Source organism: Paraeggerthella sp. LCP19S3_G8 (assembly GCF_052119225.1).
GTDB classification, from domain to species: Bacteria; Actinomycetota; Coriobacteriia; order Coriobacteriales; family Eggerthellaceae; genus Paraeggerthella; species Paraeggerthella hominis.
In genome coordinates this window covers 118458-136275 of record NZ_JBQKFQ010000003.1, presented here as the reverse complement: position 1 = coordinate 136275, position 17818 = coordinate 118458, and the positions used below count along the sequence as shown (strand labels likewise).

The 17818-nt window shown below is 58.6% G+C and carries 14 protein-coding genes and 1 tRNA gene; 12 read left to right on the top strand and 3 right to left on the bottom strand.

Translation table 11 applies throughout. The features are described from left to right. Window positions 1-91 precede the first annotated feature (91 nt). The 6 genes from ACTQZK_RS04240 (at window position 92) to ACTQZK_RS04215 (ending at window position 5737) form a co-directional block, all read left to right on the top strand. A complete protein-coding gene (locus ACTQZK_RS04240) occupies window positions 92-910 on the top strand; it encodes a CheR family methyltransferase (RefSeq protein ID WP_216529318.1) in 819 nt (272 codons plus the stop codon). Continuing rightward, complete coding sequence (locus tag ACTQZK_RS04235; protein ID WP_225749625.1) at window positions 907-2484, top strand: methyl-accepting chemotaxis protein; 1578 nt, start codon at window positions 907-909, stop codon at window positions 2482-2484. Before ACTQZK_RS04240 ends, ACTQZK_RS04235 begins: the two co-directional genes overlap by 4 nt. Next, entirely contained in the window at window positions 2481-3110 is a 630-nt protein-coding gene (locus ACTQZK_RS04230; protein WP_225749624.1) for a GGDEF domain-containing protein, read from the top strand. The genes ACTQZK_RS04235 and ACTQZK_RS04230 overlap by 4 nt, the downstream gene beginning before the upstream one ends. Continuing rightward, window positions 3107-4684 carry a chemotaxis protein CheA gene (locus ACTQZK_RS04225; protein ID WP_225749623.1) on the top strand — a complete coding sequence of 526 codons (1578 nt, stop codon included), beginning with the start codon at window positions 3107-3109 and terminating at the stop codon, window positions 4682-4684. The genes ACTQZK_RS04230 and ACTQZK_RS04225 overlap by 4 nt, the downstream gene beginning before the upstream one ends. Then, the gene (locus tag ACTQZK_RS04220) at window positions 4677-5129 is read left to right on the top strand and encodes a bifunctional autolysin (RefSeq protein ID WP_216529321.1); all 453 of its coding nucleotides are present in this window, start codon (window positions 4677-4679) and stop codon (window positions 5127-5129) included. The genes ACTQZK_RS04225 and ACTQZK_RS04220 overlap by 8 nt, the downstream gene beginning before the upstream one ends. A gap of 86 nt (window positions 5130-5215) precedes the next feature. Beyond that, a complete protein-coding gene (locus tag ACTQZK_RS04215; protein ID WP_216529322.1) occupies window positions 5216-5737 on the top strand; it encodes a GNAT family N-acetyltransferase in 522 nt (173 codons plus the stop codon). A 79-nt stretch (window positions 5738-5816) separates the two neighbouring features. On the opposite strand, the gene ACTQZK_RS04210 is transcribed toward ACTQZK_RS04215, so the two are convergent. After that, window positions 5817-7091, bottom strand: coding sequence for an ArsB/NhaD family transporter (locus tag ACTQZK_RS04210; protein WP_418830741.1), 1275 nt, complete (start codon window positions 7089-7091; stop codon window positions 5817-5819). A gap of 323 nt (window positions 7092-7414) precedes the next feature. On the opposite strand from ACTQZK_RS04210, the gene ACTQZK_RS04205 reads away from it, so the two are divergent. Next, window positions 7415-9667: a MurT ligase domain-containing protein gene (locus ACTQZK_RS04205; protein ID WP_441898598.1), complete on the top strand. Its 2253-nt coding sequence runs from the start codon at window positions 7415-7417 to the stop codon at window positions 9665-9667. A 111-nt stretch (window positions 9668-9778) separates the two neighbouring features. After that, window positions 9779-11332, top strand: a complete 1554-nt coding sequence (locus ACTQZK_RS04200; protein ID WP_441898596.1) for an LCP family glycopolymer transferase — start codon at window positions 9779-9781, stop codon at window positions 11330-11332. Window position 11333: 1 nt separating this feature from the next. On the opposite strand, the gene ACTQZK_RS04195 is transcribed toward ACTQZK_RS04200, so the two are convergent. Then, window positions 11334-12083, bottom strand: a complete 750-nt coding sequence (locus ACTQZK_RS04195) for a TraX family protein (protein WP_418830745.1) — start codon at window positions 12081-12083, stop codon at window positions 11334-11336. 172 nt (window positions 12084-12255) lie between these two features. On the opposite strand from ACTQZK_RS04195, the gene ACTQZK_RS04190 reads away from it, so the two are divergent. After that, a complete protein-coding gene (locus ACTQZK_RS04190; RefSeq protein ID WP_441898594.1) occupies window positions 12256-13032 on the top strand; it encodes a CPBP family intramembrane glutamic endopeptidase in 777 nt (258 codons plus the stop codon). Window positions 13033-13045: 13 nt separating this feature from the next. On the opposite strand, the gene ACTQZK_RS04185 is transcribed toward ACTQZK_RS04190, so the two are convergent. Further along, on the bottom strand, window positions 13046-14737 hold the full coding sequence (locus tag ACTQZK_RS04185; RefSeq protein WP_441898592.1) for a sensor domain-containing diguanylate cyclase: 1692 nt from the start codon (window positions 14735-14737) through the stop codon (window positions 13046-13048). Between the two features lie 317 nt (window positions 14738-15054). Between ACTQZK_RS04185 and ACTQZK_RS04180 the strand changes: the two genes are divergently transcribed. From ACTQZK_RS04180 to ACTQZK_RS04170, 3 genes are all read left to right on the top strand, one after another. Next, window positions 15055-15141, top strand: a tRNA-Leu gene (locus ACTQZK_RS04180). A gap of 336 nt (window positions 15142-15477) precedes the next feature. Further along, window positions 15478-16182, top strand: a complete 705-nt coding sequence (locus ACTQZK_RS04175) for a response regulator transcription factor (protein WP_216529327.1) — start codon at window positions 15478-15480, stop codon at window positions 16180-16182. 22 nt (window positions 16183-16204) lie between these two features. Continuing rightward, the gene (locus ACTQZK_RS04170) at window positions 16205-17764 is read left to right on the top strand and encodes a sensor histidine kinase (protein WP_231088173.1); all 1560 of its coding nucleotides are present in this window, start codon (window positions 16205-16207) and stop codon (window positions 17762-17764) included. Window positions 17765-17818: the final 54 nt, after the last annotated feature.

The following is a 17818-nucleotide window of genomic DNA, read 5'->3' as shown; positions in this document are numbered from 1 at the left end:
TTCCCGAGGGGTTGGTTCCTTCTGGCAACAAGGTGCGTAGCATGCTAAGCTGTATAAACTCGAGTGCCTATGTAATTAATGGAATACAGGTTTGGATCACTTAACCGACAGAGAGTTCGATAGAATCTGCACGTATTTATCCCGCACGCTCGGGCTGAATATGCAGTCCAAACGCGTGCTGCTTGAATGTCGGCTCTCGCACGAACGGGAACGTCTGGGGTGCGCCTCGTTTTCGTCCTACTTCGATATGGTGGAGCGGGGCGCCGATCCCGAGATAACGAATCGCTTCATCGATCTTGCCACGACGCACTACACGTATTTTCTGCGCGGGCGGGAGCAGTTCGATTTTTTGCGTACCGTCGCGCTTCCTGAACTGGAACGTTCTCGGCCGCGTCGTACCTGGAACATACTATGCGCCGGCTGTTCCACGGGCGAAGAGTGCTATACCGCGTCTATGATCGTAGAGGACTATAGCCGCGATCACGCTATTCCCCCAGTGCGCATTACGGGCATCGACGTTTCAAGCGCGGCCATCGCGAAAGCCCGCCAAGCGGTGTATCACCCTATGCATGTGGAAAAGGTTCCGCCGCACTGGCTTTCGGACTACTTCACGCGCACCGGGGAAACCTATACGGTAACCGCCCCGATTCGCCGCCGCGTAGCGTTCGCGCAGGCGAATCTTTGCAATCCTGAGGCGCTGCGTCGCCGCTACGACCTTATTATATGCCGTAATGTTATTATTTATTTTGACGAACGCACTCGTGAGCAGGTGCTTGACAACTTGTATCGCCATTTAGCCGTTTCGGGTTACCTTATTCTCGGCCACGCGGAAATACTCCGTGACCGAGCAAGATTCGACTACAGGAAAGATTCGGTATATCAAAAGCGACCGGAAGCGACCGCCTTATGAACCTGTCATTTAAAAACGCGAGCATTAGCCGCAGTCTCATGGTTTCCTACCTCACGATCATCGTGCTGTTCGTGGTTTCTATTTGCGTGGCTATCTTCGGCGTTCATCAGAATTCAGTGATGACCACGGAGTTTTACGAGCGTCCGTATCAGGTGTCGAAAAGCGCCATCTTGCTGCGCAACACCATCGAGCAAACGTCTGCTTCGCTGAGGCAGTGCATTCTGACGGATGACCCCGCCGAAAGAACGCAGCTTGTCTCCGACATCGAGCAGCTGGCAATCGTGCGCGAAGCCGAGTACAACGTTGTTGCCAGCAATTTCAAAACCGACGTGGATGTTCTGACGCAGTTCGCCCTGACAAGCGAAAGCCTTATCGTTGTTCGCGATCAGGTTATCGAAGCGATACGCGCGGGCGACATCGAGCGGGCGCACGAGATGTACGATCAGAGCTACACGCCGCAAAAGGACATCATGGTGGCGCTGGCGAACAGCATCGTCGATATCGCCGAAAAGGAAGCTCTTGAGTACTCGCAGGATACAACCTACGTGGAAATCGCAACTTCGGTCATCATCGTGCTGCTGGGACTTTGCGCCATCGCGCTGGTGATGGTGCTTTGGCGTCGCATTACTCGTGCCATTGCGGTACCGGTGGTCGAGATCGAAGACATAGCGCGGCATGTGGCGGAAGGCGATCTTACGGTGCGTGCCGTTGCCGATTCGAGTAATGAGCTGGGTTCCCTTGCTGCGTCCATGAACAAGACGGTGGAAACGCTGCGCCTGACGGTGGAGCGGCTAAAGGAGACGGCCGATCAGGTGGAGCGCTCTTCGTCGCAAATGGCCGACGGCTCGCAGACCGTTGCGCAGGGTTCCGCCGAACAAGCCATGGCCATCGAGGAGCTGGCAACCAGCGTGCAGGGCATTAACCAGGTGGTGGAGGAAAACAACAAGAGCGTGGTTACGGCCAACGAAAACACCGCCATGGTGCTGCATGCCGTCGAGCAGAGCAATCGTCAGATATCCCAGGCCGTGAAGATCATCGAAGACATCAGGGTGAGCACGAGCAATATCTCGCAGCTTGCGAACACCATCGAGGATATTTCGTTCCAGACGAACATTCTTGCGCTCAACGCTTCCGTTGAAGCGGCGCGCGCAGGTGAGGCCGGCCACGGATTCGCCATTGTTGCCGAAGAGATTCGGCGTTTAGCGTCGCAGGTGAGCGAGGCGTCGCGCGCGGCTGATGAGTTCGCCGCCCATGCCACCCTCAACGTGGAAAACGGCAGCGCGCTCATTAAGACGACATCGGCCAGCATGGATAACGCTGTGTCTGCTACAGAGGGCGTGAAGGAGATGATGTCCGCCATCGCATTGGCGTCAGCGCAGCAGCTGGATTCTTTGTCGCAGATTCAGGAAAGCATGAACAGCCTGTCCGACGTGATCCAGGAAAACTCGGCGGCTTCGGAAGAGAGCGCGGTGATTGGCGAGGAGCTGGCTGACCAGGCTCGCGGCCTCAAGCGCCTGATCGATCGCTTTACGCTTGAGAAGCCCGCGCGGCGCTCAAACGGTGATGGCAAGTGACCGGGCGGACTGCTGCGCCTTCGTCGGATTCGACGTCGGAATCGGATCGTGCCGAGTGCCTTCAGCTGCGTGAAGCGAACGCCGTATTGCAGGACAAGCTCGATGCCATGCGAAGCTTGGCCTTTCGCGATCAGCTTACGGGCCTGTTCAGCCGACACTACCTTACGGATTACCTAGAGCAGAAAATGCAGGAGTCCAGCCATGATTCGAACACGGTGCTGGCGCTTTGCGATATAGATGACTTCAAGGCAATCAACGACGTGCGCGGCCACCAGTCGGGCGACATCGCCATTGTGTGCATCGCCGACATTCTGGATGATTTGGCTGGGAGCCACCCCGTTGTTCGCTGGGGCGGCGAAGAACTGCTTATCGTCATGCTTGCAACGTCCGACCATGACGCGCTGCGCCTGTGCAATCGCATGCGCGAAGAAGTTGCCGCGTATCGCATCGACGATGGGATGGGCGAGTTCTCCTGCACGCTTACGTTCGGGCTGTGCTCGTACGATTCCGGTTTTACGCTTGCCGAGAACTTCGCGCGTGCAGACCGCGCGTTGTATCGTGGCAAGGAAACCGGAAAGAACTGCTGCACGTTCGCTCAGTCTGAAGTGGCGGGTGAACAGGCATGAAGCAGGCGAAGCGCGAGGAATTCATCGTTCAGGTTATCTTCAAGCCTAATTGCGGACTCGAGAACACGCGCGCGTCGCTTGTGATGCGCCGTATCGTGCCGCTGTGCGAAACGGCGTCGTGCCATCCCCGCGCAGTTAAAAGCGATCGATCCACCATTACGTACCTGCGTGACCACGGGCTGTTCATTCGCTTCACCTCTTCTGTTCCCGAACAGGTTTTGCTGACCATCAAAGGGTCGTTCTTTGTAGATAGATGCACCATCGTTGCTGATGAAAGCGCTATTCCTGCATACAAGAAGGAAAGCATTGCGTCTGGAGACTTGGGGGGAACCGCGTCTGCGCTGCCGTATTCGTTTGCGGACGAAAATCACCTGAACGGGCGCGGGAGCCAGCTTGTCAACGTGTTGGCGCAGTTCGAAGAGGTGCATCGCAAGTTGCGCGAGCATGCCGAGAGCATGCCGCAAGACCATGAGCTGAACAGCATCGTGCTCTCGCATACGAAGGTGGTGGACGAGCTGCGCACGGCCGTTGCGCGGTCGCGTATCGAACGGTTCGATCGCATAGCGCCATCGCTGCGTGCGCTTGTTGCCGATTGCAGCCGGCGTTTTGGCGTGCTTGTCGACCTGGACATTGCCGACGGCCACATGGTTCTCGATCGGTCGGTGCTCGCTTCAATGGAGGAGATAATCAAGCGTCTGGTGCGGTTGTGTCTTCGCGACGGGATCGAGCAGCCCGAACATCGCATTGCCGCGGGAAAGCCTGCGCGCGCTCTGCTGCGCTTGCGATTGGAGGCCGATGGATCGGACGTGGTGTGCCGCATCGAGCACGACGGCATGCCGTTCAATTCGCACGACGTTGGGCAACATGCTGCGAAACACGGGCTGCTAACGCGCCCGCTTGAGGCGTATACCGAAGAAGAACTGGGCGCCCTCCTTTTGGTCCCTGGGTTTGCCGCTGCTTCCAAAACTCCTGTTGCAGGCATGTTTTCCCAATTCAACGAAGTTGCATCGCTTTTGCAGCACGTGGGCGGTCGCGGCGAGGTGCGCAATACCGATCGCAGCACGCTTGAGATCGTGCTGCACATTCCCGTGCCGTTCACCATTATGGAAGCAGCGCTTTTGCGCACGGGTTCAATGACGTTCGCGCTTCCCGCGCAACGCATCGATCGCTTTGAAGCGTATCATGCAAACTGGATCGAGCCTGATAGCCAAAGCGCACAAGAGCCTCAGGCGGCAACGCCCCAGCGGGTTCGCGCCGCGTTTTACGTGGGAGAGGACGGGAATCGCTCGAAGCTCATAAACGGAGCGAGTTCGGGCTCGCCTTTGAAGGCGGAGGATCCTCTGCTCGTTCTGTTTTTGGAAGAGCTGGGAGAGCGGCGTTGCCTTGTGGTGGACGCCGTAGTTGGCTACGAGCGGATTTCCGTAAGCCGGCTGCCGCAGTTGCTCGATCGGGGGTCCTTGCGCAAGGCCGGGTGCTTCGGCTATGCGCTTCTGAAGAACGGGGATCCTTGCGCGGTCGTGAGCATCCGTCATCTGTTGAACGCAGCGTTCAAGGAAGAGGGTTCCCATGCGTGACGTTGAGCAGCGCTTACGGTGGATAGAGGAACTGATAGGCGGCGGCCAGCGGGAGGCGCATCGCTCGAACGCGCTTGTCGTTCCCGTCGCAAACGGCAACATCGCCATTGCGTTCTCCTCTATTGAGGAAGTGGTGTCGTCGGGCAAGATGAAGTCGTTGGCGTTTCTTCCTAAGGAGTTTAGCGGCGTGCTCTCGCAAGGCTACGAACTTGTGCCGGTGCTCGATGTTGAGGCATGCGTCAGCGAGTCATCGTCTCAAATCGTGATCGTGCGCAGCAATGATTGCTTGTTGGGGCTGCGCTTTTCGGGCGATCCCTACGTGATCGACTTGAACGAGCTGGATCATGCGCCGTTGAAGACGGAATCCTTGCAAGATGCCGCCCGCGCTCCCTTGTCGCTGCTGGACGTCGACGCCATGGTTTCCTCGCTGCTTGCTGTTGGCTGATCGCGCGGATTGTCGGCGCTTGCGAGGCGGTATACTGGGCAGCGTTGATCGCTCGTTTTGGCTTACGAACTCGCAGGAGGTTGTTCGTGGAATTCGTCATTGCAACAGCTGAGCACCTTGATCGCATGTGCGACATAACCGACCAGGCGAAGCGTCAGCTTCGGGGTTTGGACGTGAATCAGTGGCAAAACGGGTACCCCTGTCGCGAAACGTGGGTGCAGGACATAGCGGACGGCTGCACGTATCTTGCCATGGAAGACGGTTCGGTGCAGGGGATCTTTGCCTACAAAGAGGGCCCCGATCCTTCGTATGCCGTCATCGACGGCGCGTGGTTGACCGGCGACGATGCGCGCTACGTGGCGCTGCATCGCGTGTGCGTGGCGGACGAAAGCAAGGGAAAGGGCGTGGCGGGCGCGATGTTCCAGTATGCGTTCGACCTTGCCTGCCGCGCCAACATGGCTTCCGTGCGCATCGACACGCACCCCGAAAACGTTCCGATGCGGCGTGCGCTTGAGAAGGCGGGCTTTCGGTATTGCGGCGAGATTCGTTTGGCCGAAGGCGCCGAACAGGGCGACCTGCGCATTGCGTTCGAGAAGGAACTGGCCTGATCGTAGGCTCGCGTCGCATCGGAACGCGCGCGTCGCCGCATGCCGTCGTCGGCTCACGCAGCATGCGCGACCGCTTCGCCTACGCGGCCGGGAACCTCAGCACCAGGTACACGCCCGCCATCAGCACCGTGAGCAGCATGATGGGGAAGGCCGTTTTGAAGAAGCCCATGAACGTGATCTCGTAGCCGAACTTCTTGCTGATGTCGGACAGCACTACGTTCGCGCTGGCTCCGATAAGGGTGCCGTTGCCACCCAGGCACGCACCCAGGGAGACGGCCCACCACAAAGGCGTTACGTCCATGCCCGACGCTTCCATGGTCAGCAAGATGGGGATCATGGTGGCTACGAAGGGTATGTTGTCCAGGAAGCTGGAGATGACCGCCGATCCTATCAGCAGCACCAGCATGGTTACGAACACGTTGCCCCCGGTCATGTCCACCAGCCCGTTCGCCAGCATGCCGATGACGCCGGTTTCCGCCAGCGCTCCAACAATGACGAACAGTCCGGCGAAGAACGAAAGCGTGGTCCATTCCACCTGCGAGAGCGCGTCTTCGATGCTCGTGCCCGATAGCAGGATGGTGATGCCGGCCACGCCGAGCGCGATGATGCTCGATTCCAGCCCTAGCGCTCCGTGCCCCATGAATCCGACGACTACGACGCCGGTCATGACAACGCTCAACTTGAGCAGGCGCGCGTCTTTGATGTACGTGCGCTCGTCAAGCTCCATGACGCGGGCGCGTTCTTCGTCGTTGACTTTCATGGATCGTCCGTACATGAAGTAGAACACTATCAAAATCGCGGCCAGGATGACCACGACGGCGGGGGCGTCCATCATGATGAAGTCGAGGAACGTGAATCCTGCGGCCGATCCGATCATGATGTTCGGGGGATCGCCGATGAGCGTGGCGGTTCCGCCGATGTTCGACGCCATGATCTCGGTCATGAAGAACGGGATGGGGTTGATGTCGAGCAGGCGGCATACGGTCAAGGTCATGGGCCCGATGAGCAGCACGGTGGTCACGTTGTCCAAAAACGCAGATAAAACGGCGGTGAGCAGCACGAACAAAAGCATGATCTTCCAGGGGTCGCCTCGTGCGATGCGCGCGCTCTTGATGGCCAGGTACTCGAACACGCCCGACAGTTTCATCACCGACACGAACAGCATCATGCCCAACAGCACGCCCAGCGTGTTGAAGTCGATGTGCTCCATGGCTGCGTCGAACGGCATTACGTGCAGCGCGAGCACCACCATGGCGCCCACGATGGCCGCGAGCGACCGATGCAGCTTTTCGGTCATGATCGCCAGCATGACAACCACGAATATGACGATGGCTATGATCTGATTTGTGTCCATGCGGATTATTGTACGCCCGAAGCGGCAATCGAGGCTGCACTTTTCCAGCGTCCTGTCCGTCAATATGCGTCGAATGGCGGGCAGCGGGCTGCATGACGCCGGCATCCGCCCGACGTCTGTCGTTGGTTTTCCTTCCGCGCGGCGCACGTTCCCTCTTAGGCTGTCTGAGGATGCTGCGCTTCGGTTGGCGCGCGGGCGCAACCTGATGATTGTATGGAGGGGCGTGCCTTGCGGGCACGGGGCGCGTTCGTGCGCGACAACCGAACGGGTATACTGATCGCATTGAAGCCGTACTACACGTACTACAAGACGAAGGACACTTTATGGGTTTGCAGTTCGCCGCCGCACGCGCCGTGAGCGCCGTCTCCACGTGGGGACTGAAGAACGTGTTTCATCGCCCTGCCGCCAACTTTCCCGGGAAGATCGCGCTGTACGTCGATCCGCGCATCATCGCCGATCTGACGCCGAAGCTGGCCAAGGGCTCGGTTGCGGTGGTCGGTACGAACGGGAAGACCACGGTCACGAACCTGCTTGCCGATGTGCTGGAGCAGGCGGGCCAGCGCGTGGTGTGCAACCGGACCGGAGCGAACCTGGATTCGGGCGTGGCCACGGCGCTGCTGCATGCGGGCCCGTCCGATTGGGGCGTGTTCGAAACCGACGAGCTGTGGCTGGCGAAGATCCTGCCGCATCTGAAGGCGAACTACGTTGTTCTGCTCAACCTGTTCCGCGATCAGCTGGATCGTGTGGGGGAGATCGACCGCATCCAGGACAGCATCGTGGGCGCGCTGGCTTCGTCGCCCGACACGGTGCTGGTCTACAACGCCGACGATCCGTTGTGCGCGATGATTGCCGAGCGTGCGGAAAACCGGTCCATCGCGTTCGGCGTTGCTCAGGATATGGGCTTGCCTCAGAACACGGTGGCCGACGCCACTATGTGCCAGCGTTGCTCGTCGATGTTTGAATATGCGTTTCGCCAGTATGGCCAGCTGGGAGATTTTCATTGTCCGACCTGCGGTTTCTCTCGTGCAAGCCTTGATTTTGCCGCCGAGGACGTGCGCTTGAGCACGGACGGCTTGTCATTTCAGCTGGGAAAGCCCCAGCAGGGTGTTGCCGCAAACGCGGGCGCGTTTTCGGTGCGCGCTCCGTTCAGCGGCGCGTACATGGTGTACAACCTGGCGGCGGTGGGCGTTGCCGCAAGCCTGCTCGGCTGCTCGAACGACGCGCTTCAGCAGGCTATCGATGCGTTCGACCCGCAGAACGGGCGTTTGCAATCGTACGAGATTGCCGGTCGGTCGGCGCTGCTCAACCTGGCAAAGAACCCGACCGGGTTCAACCAGAACCTCAAGATCATCTTGCAGGACGAAGGACCCAAGGCCGTGGCGTTCTTCGTCAACGATAAAGAAGGCGACGGTCGCGACATCTCATGGCTGTGGGACATCGATTTCGAGGAGCTTGCCGCCGAGCGCGACTTGCTGGTGTTCGCGGGCGGCATTCGCCGCAACGACCTGCAGGTTCGCTTGAAGTATGCCGGGCTTGACGCGCAGCTGATCGATGACGCTCACGACCTGTTCGGGCGTTTGTCCAACGTGCCTGCCGAGGTCAAGGCGTACCTTATTGCAAACTACACGGCGCTTCCTCCCGTTCATGCCGACATGGACGCGCTGGCCGCTGCTGAAACCGCGCCGTCGGCAGGCGCGCCGGGCGCTTCGGGCACGCTCGCTGCTGCGGACGCATCCGACGCTTCGCAGGCGCCTGTTGCTGCTGCGAGCGCGCCCTCGGCTTCGCAGGTGCCCCCTGCCGCCGACCCGTCGGGTTCCGAGGCCCCGCTTGTTATCGCGCACCTGTTCCCCGACCTGCTCAACCTGTACGGCGACGGCGGCAACGTGCGCATTCTGGAACGCCGCCTTCGCGACCGAGGCGTTGCCGTGGAGGTCAAGCGCGTGAACCACGGGCAGTCCGTCGATCTGGCGGACGTCGACTTGGTGTTCTTGGGCGGCGGGCCCGATCGCGAGCAGCGCTTGGCTTCCACCGAGCTCATGCGCATGCGCGATGAGCTGCGCGCCTTCGTCGAGGACGACGGCGTGTTGCTGGCTATTTGCGGCGGTTATCAGATTCTTGGCAAGGAATGGCTGTTGGGCGACGAGGTGGTCGAGGGTTTGGGCATCGTCGACATGACCACCGAGCGCGCGGCGGGGTCCGCCGACCGGCTGATCGACAACATCGTGCTGGACTCGCCTTTGGCGCAGATGCCGGTGGTGGGGTACGAAAACCACGCCGGTCGCACGCGCCTTGGCGCTGGCGTTCAGGCTTTCGGGCGCGTGGTTTCTTCGGTGGGCCATGGCAACAACGACGACGACAAGCAGGACGGCGTGCTGTACAAAAACGTGGTGGGAACGTACCTGCACGGCCCCTTGTTGGCGAAGAATCCGCAGGTGGCGGACGCTTTGCTGACCCGGGCGCTCGAACGGCGCGCCGCACGAGCGCAAGTTCCCGCTCCCTCCCTTGCGGCGCTTGACGATACGGCGGAAAAGGCTGCGAACGAATACCTGTGCAAGCGGTTGAACGTGCGCGCTTAACGAATGGCGAGGGCGGCTTCCCTGGGAGCCGCCCTCGCTTCGCTATGGGCTTTTCCTAGTAAAGGTTTGTGCGCGCTTGCGCGGTCGCGCGTTCGTCGGCACAATACGTCCATGGACTCTCAACAAAGCAATCAAAGGCGCCCTTCGCGCGCGCATGAGGAATCACCTCGCTCCCCGTACGAAAACCGCTCTTCGCGGCCCGGCTCTACGCGGACGTCTCGACCTGCGCCCGCGCGCGGTGCGAGCGACGGCGCACGAAGGCGGCCGAGCGTTCAGGCCGCGTCCTCCCCTACGCCTCGTGCTCGATTGTCGCGCAACGAGGCCGATGCCGCGCGCTCTCCGAAGCGGAAGCGGCCCAGCAAGCTGGTGATCGCGCTTGCGGTGGTGGGCGTGCTCGTGCTGGGCGGAGCCGGCGCAGCGTTTGCGTACTACGGCATTTTGTCGGGGAACCTGCACGCCGGGGTGGATGCCAAGCTGCGCGCGGCGCTCGTGGACACGGATTTGGCCAACGAGCCGTTCTACGTGCTGCTCATGGGCACGGACGGGTCGAACGATCGCCAGGCTTCCCAGGAATACGCGGGTGACCAGTTCCGCAGCGACAGCATTATTCTTGCGCGGATCGACCCGATCGACAAAAAGGTCACCATGGTTTCAATTCATCGAGACACCCTGGTTGACATGGGCGAATACGGCAAGAACAAACTGAATGCCGCTCACGCCATCGGTGGCGCGGCGCTCGCGGTGGAAACCGTGTCCAAGTTGGCGGGCGTGCCCATTTCCCATTACGCGGAAATCAACTTCGACGGCTTCAAGGACGTGGTGGATGCTTTGGGCGGCGTCGAGGTGGACGTTCCCATGGAGATCGATGACGAGGATGCCGGCGGTCATTTGGATGCCGGCGTGCAGACGCTCAGCGGCGATCAAGCCCTGATCCTGTGCCGTTCGCGGCATGCGTACGACGAGTTCGGCGACGGCGATTCGTATCGCGCGGCGAACCAGCGATTGGTCCTGGGGGCTATTGCGAAGAAGATTCTCTCGGCCGACGTGGCCACCATGGCAAGCACCGTGCAGGCCCTTTCCCAGTACGTGACCACCGATCTTGAGATCACGGACATCATCGGCATAGCGCAAACCATGCAGGGGCTTGACCCGGCGACCGACATATATTCCGGCATGGAGCCGACCACGTCCAGCTATATCGACGGGGTGTGGTACGAAATCAACAACGTCGAGCAGTGGAAGGCTATGATGGCCCGCGTTGACCAGGGGCTTCCGCCTACGGAGGGCGACGTTGTCGACGAGGCGTCGGGCACTATCTTGGCCAGCACGGGCAGCGGGCAGCTTGTGAACGAGAGCGGCGATCTGAGCGTCGGCGGCGCTTCGCAGAAGCGCTCGGGAACCGTTGCGGTGCGCAACGGGAACGGCATAACCGGTGCGGGATCCCAGGCTGCCGAGCGCGTTCAGTCGCTGGGCTACAAGGTGGAGTCGGGCAACGCGGACAGCTTCGATTATCCGCAAACGCTCGTCGTGTACGAGCAGGGCGGGAAAGCGGATCGCGCCCAGGAGATCGTCGATGCCCTTGGCGTGGGCAAAGCCATGGTCAACGATGGGTCGTACGTTATCAACGCTGACTTCCTGGTGGTTCTGGGCGCCGACTGGAAGTAGCCTACAGGCCCCAGGTCCAGTCGTTGAGCAGCAGTCCCTTCGCTAGGCCGAGCGCAAGGATGTGCAGCGGGTAGTACGCGTAGAAGAACCACTTCATCGGCAAGCCGCGCTTTCCGTTGTATGAGAGCAGCAGCGGAATGGTGGCCGTGCATCCGACCAGGGGATACAGCGCGAAGGGCAGCAGGGCCAGGTTGCCGCTTGCCAGGTATCGCGCCAGCGCGGGGATTCCTTCTGTCAGTATGGGCACCAAAAGCGGGTAGACGACGCGCTGGCGCCGATCCTCAAGGACCTTCATCATAAGGATCATGACGGGCCCCAGAATGCCCCAGTCACATAGGGAGCTTGCCGCCGTCAGCGCCGCCGCGATCGCCCAAAAACCCGCTCGGTTTTCCAGGCGGTCGTAAAGGTGCAGCATGGCTAGCCCGATGAGCAGCGTGAACAGCACGTTGAGGTTTCCTGCAAGAAACAAGTTGTAAGGCACTTGGGATATAAGGGCGAACACGAGCAGGCGCCGGGCGTATTTAGGTACGCTCGATGTGCGTCGGTACCCTTCTACCAGCAAAAACGCCATGATGGGAAAGGCGAGTCCACCAAGACCGAACAGCAGGCAGAACGCTTCGGCAGGTAGGTAGGGGTAGAACATGTAGGACGCGTGGTTGGCCGTCATGCCGACTATGGCTACGATTTTCAAAGCGAAGGACGAGACGCCCCTACGCGTGTCTTCATCGGTTGTATTGAGCGATTCGTTCATAGGATTCCAGTATACTGGGACGGCTGGGGGATTGCGGGATGAAGGGCGAAATTGCGTGATGCAGGCAAAGGACGGCTCAAACGGTTCAAGCGGGTCAAACGAGGCTGGGAAAGCGAACCGGCCCGTTTCGGCCTCGGCCTCGGCTTCGGCTCCGAGGGAGGGTTCCTCGGCCGTGCTCGCTTTGTTTCGGGCTCCCGGTTTGTTTGTTGCGGCAATCGTGCTGTCGGTGACGTGCTTCCAAGTCTTCCCGGGCGATACGCTGGGGTCTTCGCTTGTGCAGGGGATTGCGCTGTCGATCATGGTGCTTGCGCTTGTGAGGATTGGTCGTCCCAAGGCGTTGCAGCGTTCTTGCAAGACGATCAGCTCCCTTGGCCGTTGGGTGGTTTTCGTGCTTGCGGTAGGGTTTGCCGCGGGTATCGCGCTGTGCCTGCTTTCCGAACCGGTTGGTTTCTTTGATTCGGGTGCCGCGGTGCGCGTTGCCTTCATTCTTCCGATATGCCTGATGACCGGCTTGTTCGAAGAGGGTGTTTTCAGGGTTCTTGCCCTGGATGCGTTCTTGACGCGCTTGGCCCCGCTGCGTGCTGCGGTGGTTTCGGCGGTTTTGTTCGGGCTGCTGCATGTGTCGTTCGGACAGGCGCTGGCCGTTGGGGACGCGGTTGCGTGGACGCAGGCCGTGCTCAAGCCGGTGCAGGCGGGGCTGTTCGGCTTCTTCATGGCCGTTTTGTACCTGAAGGGCTGCAGCCTGTGGTTTCTAGCCTGGGTTCACGCTGCATTCGATCTGGTTTATCTGGGCCCGATCATGCTTGCTACGGGGATGCAGCCGGTCTACGTGACCGGCGGCTTTGACGATCTGATCGTGCTTGCGGCTACCACGATCCTTTTGCTCGCGCCGGCGCGAGCGGCGTGGTCGGCTTTTCGCGCGCCGTCGAAGGCGGCCTCGGATTCGTAGCGGTTTCCCGCCCTCAGTCTTGGCTGGCGCACGAGCATTTGTTGCGCTTCGCACGGTACAAGTCGTTGTCGGCTTGCCGGTACAGATCTTCGAACATCGGGTTGCCGCATGTTTGCGAGCAGTTGCTGCGAGCTACGCCAACAGCTAGCGACAACGATGCGAGCGGGTTTTCTATGGCTTCGTCGTGAAAACCTTCGAATGCTTCGCTTTTGATGCGCTCCACCAGGCGATCGAGGTCGGCCGTGTTTTGCGCATGCGGTACGAACACGGCGAACTCGTCGCCGCCGAACCGCGCGACGACGGCGCTAGGGCCTGCGACGTCCTTTAGGAATGCGGCAACGTGCGTCAGGACGCGATCGCCCGTGGGGTGTCCGTATCGATCGTTCACTTCCTTGAAATCGTCCACGTCGATGAACAGGAGCGCGCACGTCTCGCTGTGCTGCTCGCAGTGTTTTCGAATGCGCTCGATGGCCGTGCGCCGTGCAATTGCCCCGGTTAGGTCATCGTGCTCCGCAAGCGCTCTGTACGTCTGCTGCTGCACCATCATGGCGTGCGTGTCCAGAAGCCTTCCCACATGGCGATACGGTTTTCCGTTTTCGTCTCGCAAGACGACGGATTGGTATCGGCACCACAGGGGGTTGCCTTGCGCGTCGGGCAAGGCAACATCAACGTCGACGCGCGCTGCTGCGTGGTTCGTGCACGCGTGCTGGTAGATTTCGAAATCTCCGTGGTTGGCCTGGCACGACGGCCCCTGCGGGCCCAGTTTGTCGAAGTCGCTCGACGCCATGGGACGCCCGAACCGTTTTTCGAAATCCCCGAACACCTCCGTTTTCTTAAGGCGGCAGTTCGCGTCGAAGAGCACATCGTTGTTGAGCTCTGCCAAGATGGTGAGCCGCTCGTTGCTTTTCTCGAGTTCTTCTTGGTAGGTGATCTTGTCGGTGATGTCGAGCGTTGCCACGTAAAACCAGCGAACGCCGTCCTCGTCAACCACCAAGCGTCCCCAATCCTCAATCCAGCGAACGCTGCCGTCTTTTTTCTTGATGCGGTAGGTGACGACATCGGTGTCGCCGTACTTCATCTGTTCGGCTATGGACTTTTCCACGGCTTCGAGGTCTTCGGGATGGACGAATCCCCTGAACGAATTTCCGGTTGCCTCTCGAAATGCCTGCTCGGTTTCGTAACCGGTCATTTCAAGCAGTCCGGCGCTGATCGAGCTGAATTCTTCGCCACCGTCGGCGTGGTAGCGGAACAGCCCTCCCGGCATGCGTTTCAGGAAGTGGTGGTATTCTTCTTTGATTTTTCGCTCGTTTGCCAAGGCCGATCGCAGCTTGCGCTGCGCTTGGTTCATTTCGATGGCGTTCATGATGCGTCGAGATGCATAAGGGCTGAAGGGTCGAACGATGATGTCCAACGCGTTCGGCATACGTTCGGTGGAGGGCGCTTCGTTGTGGTCGTCTACAATCAAGAAGAACGGAATGCCGTCGGTTACGCTGGGCCCTTCGAAAACGTTTGGTCCGGTCATGCTTGCAAGATGGGGGAAATCGTTGTCTGCAATGATGGCCGATATGCCCTGTTTCGATCCTCTGACAAGGGAGAACGCTTCCAGGATGTCAGATGCTTTCAGCACGGTGCATGTTTGCGTCAGCAGGCTCCCCAGCTCTTCACGGTCGCTTTCGAGCGTACTTGCGATTAGGACGGTGTGCATGACGGTCGTTCCCCTTCGGCCGGCAGGCCCTCGCTTCTTGCGAGGCGAGGGCCACGTGGTATGGGTGGTGAAGGCATCGTTTTGTTTTCGAGTGTAGCATAGCGAGTGCGAGGCGAAGCTGACGAGCCCGTTGTTCGGAAGTGGGTTTTGACGGCTTGCCGTGGGCGTTTGCGCGTGCTGGGCGACCGGCGGGTTCGGCTTGCTGCGAGCGTGAAAGCTGCGTTTGAGAGTGCGTAGAAAATAGCGGAAATTTGTTCTTGCGTTTGCAAAGCGAATCCGGTAACATATTCAACCGCTTCGGAAGAAGCACGATTTGTGCGGGCGTGGCGGAATTGGCAGACGCGTACGGTTCAGGTCCGTATGGGGGCAACCCCATGGAGGTTCAAGTCCTCTCGCCCGCACCATTTGAATTGCAAGGCCCCTGGTTCCAGGGGCCTTTTAGTTGTGAACACGGATCTTGCTGGGAAGTTTCTGCTTCTCATTAGCACCACCCTATCCCCTAAGCCACCGATTGATTGCTTTCTAACTAGTTTCCAAGGGTTTTCCAAAGCGCAATCTGCAGATTATGGCAAAATTCCGAGATTTCTTGCTCTTTCAATATCTGTAGGGTCACAATGGTATTGGTTGTGGCGTCTCTTTGTCCAGGCGATAGTGGTGGATGACGCTCCGGATGCATGAATGCAAGTCGTTCCCCCTCTGCAAGAACCAGCGTATTCCACTACTCTTCTAAAGGATTCGTTATGAATGAAACGGTTCTCATAGTTGAAGACGATTCGGATATTGTCGAAATCTTGAGCCTTTACTTGTGCGGTAGCGACTATCAGGTTGAAACTGCCGCCAATGGAAGGTTGGGGCTCGAGTTGCTGAAGAGCGCGTTTCCGTCGGTTGTCCTCGTGGATTTGATGATGCCCGAAATGAACGGGTTCGACTTTATAAAGGAAGCTCGTTTGGTTTCGGATGCTCCCATCGTCATCATTTCGGCTCGCAGCCAGCCCACCGACAAAATGCTCGGCCTGGATTTAGGGGCTGATGGATATATCACGAAACCGTTCGACCCGATTGAGGTACTGGCTTATGTTCGCGCGGTTCTTAGACGCTGCAACGTATTGTCGGCGGCTGACGCAGGCGATGCTTCCTTGAACCATGCCGTCGTGCGCATTGGCAATATAGAGTTTGATAAGGAGTCTTTGATTGTTCGAAAAAACGGCAACGTGGTTCCTTTCACGGCTTCGGAATTAAAAATATTCAGCAAACTGTTTTCATCTCCTGGTCGCGTGTATACGAAGGCGCAATTATACGAGCAGATCAGTTCTTCATCGTATGGCGGAGGCGAGGACAGCATCATGGTTCACGTTTCCAATATTCGATCGAAGATAGAAGATGACCCTAACAGCCCGACGCATATCGTTACGGTTCGTGGATTGGGATATCGTTTTGAAGGCTGACGCGACATCGGTGGGGCGAGGTATGAGGTCGCTGTTTTCCAGCCTGGCGTTTCGCTGCATGGCGGTTGTGCTTATTTACGCAATCCTGATTATGGGTCTGTTTTCGGCCGTCGGCTACTTCGCAGATTTTCGCCTTAGCAGCGCATTTCCTTCCATTGATGCCTTGGAGGGAAGCGGAGATGCTTTGGAAAACGATTCTTTCAGCGAATTGAGGAGTTCGGTTCCTGCGTCTGCTCAAATGGCGATTTTCGACCAGGATGGGAACCGCCTGTACGCCAGTGACGACGATATTGCCAAATCAATCGATGCGAGCGATTTGGCAATCATTAACGGAAGCGAAGAAGACCGCGTTTTCTACGAGGTTCTGCAGCGTTCCGATGCTCAGCACGGTACCGTGTACGAAATAAACTTGTGCAGCATGAGCGGAACCGGCACTTCGAAGATAGTGCTGTCTTCTTGTGTCTGCAAGCTGGACGGAACGATCATCGAAGGCGACTTGTTTGCTGGCCGGGAATCGCTGAGCGCGCGTGATCTGTCCCTTATAAACGGGGAATTCAGCGCTAATAAGTCTATCGAAAAATACGAGTACGTCACTGCCGATAATCAGCCGCGAACCCTTGTTTTTATTTCTTCGAACGTGAGCGAATCGACGTACGAAGAGCTTATCGGTCAAAATGGAATCATCTGGCTCTCTTCTATTCCTGTTGCAATCGTTCTTACGGCCATTTCGGCTGCGGTTCTGGTAAGGATCATTCGCAGGGCGGCAAAGCCGCTGGACGCTGCCATTACCGCCTGCAAGGAAGGGGGCGAAAACCCTGACCGCGCGCATCGCGTTCCGACCGAGTTAGTGCCCACGTACGACAACTTTATAGAGCTGATGGACGAACTTGAAGCCGCGCAGAACGACAAGCAGCGGATTGTTGCAGATATTTCGCATGATTTGAAAACGCCTTTGACGGTGATAAGGGGATATGCGCAGGCCTTTGAGGATGGGCGCGTGCCTCCAGAAAAGGCGGAAGAGTACCTGAGGGCCATAAAGGAGAAGTCAGACGAGGCTGCCGGACTGATTGACTCGCTGTTTCTTTATGCCAAAACGAACCATCCTTCGTACAACCCCCAGCTTTCGCGGGTGGACGTCTGCGAAGTGGTTCGTCGCATAGCGATAGAAATGCTGTCGACTATTGAGCAGAGCTCCTGTCGCCTTGATGTGTCGATTCCCGACAATCCTATTTGGGTGAATGCTGATAGTTCGCTCTTGGCGCGCGTGTTTGGCAATCTGATAAACAACGCATGCGTGCACAATCCTGATGGGGTTACCGTACGGCTGACGTGCGACCACACTGAAAGCGAGGCGGTGATTGCTGTGGCGGATGACGGAACAGGGATCCCCGAATCCTTGCGCGATCAGGTATTTGAGCCGTTCGTTACCAGCAATGATGCGCGTGAATCGGGCAAGGGGACGGGATTGGGGCTTTCTATCGCCAAGCGCTTCGTCGATTTGCAGGGCGGAACGATTGGCGTTTCGCCCCAACCGGAAACTGGTTTTAAAACCGAGATAGTCGTAACTCTTCCGTTGGCATAGCATGTTTCGTTAAGAAATCTTAAGGCTCTCTTCAGCCTGGGCAAAGGATAGCTT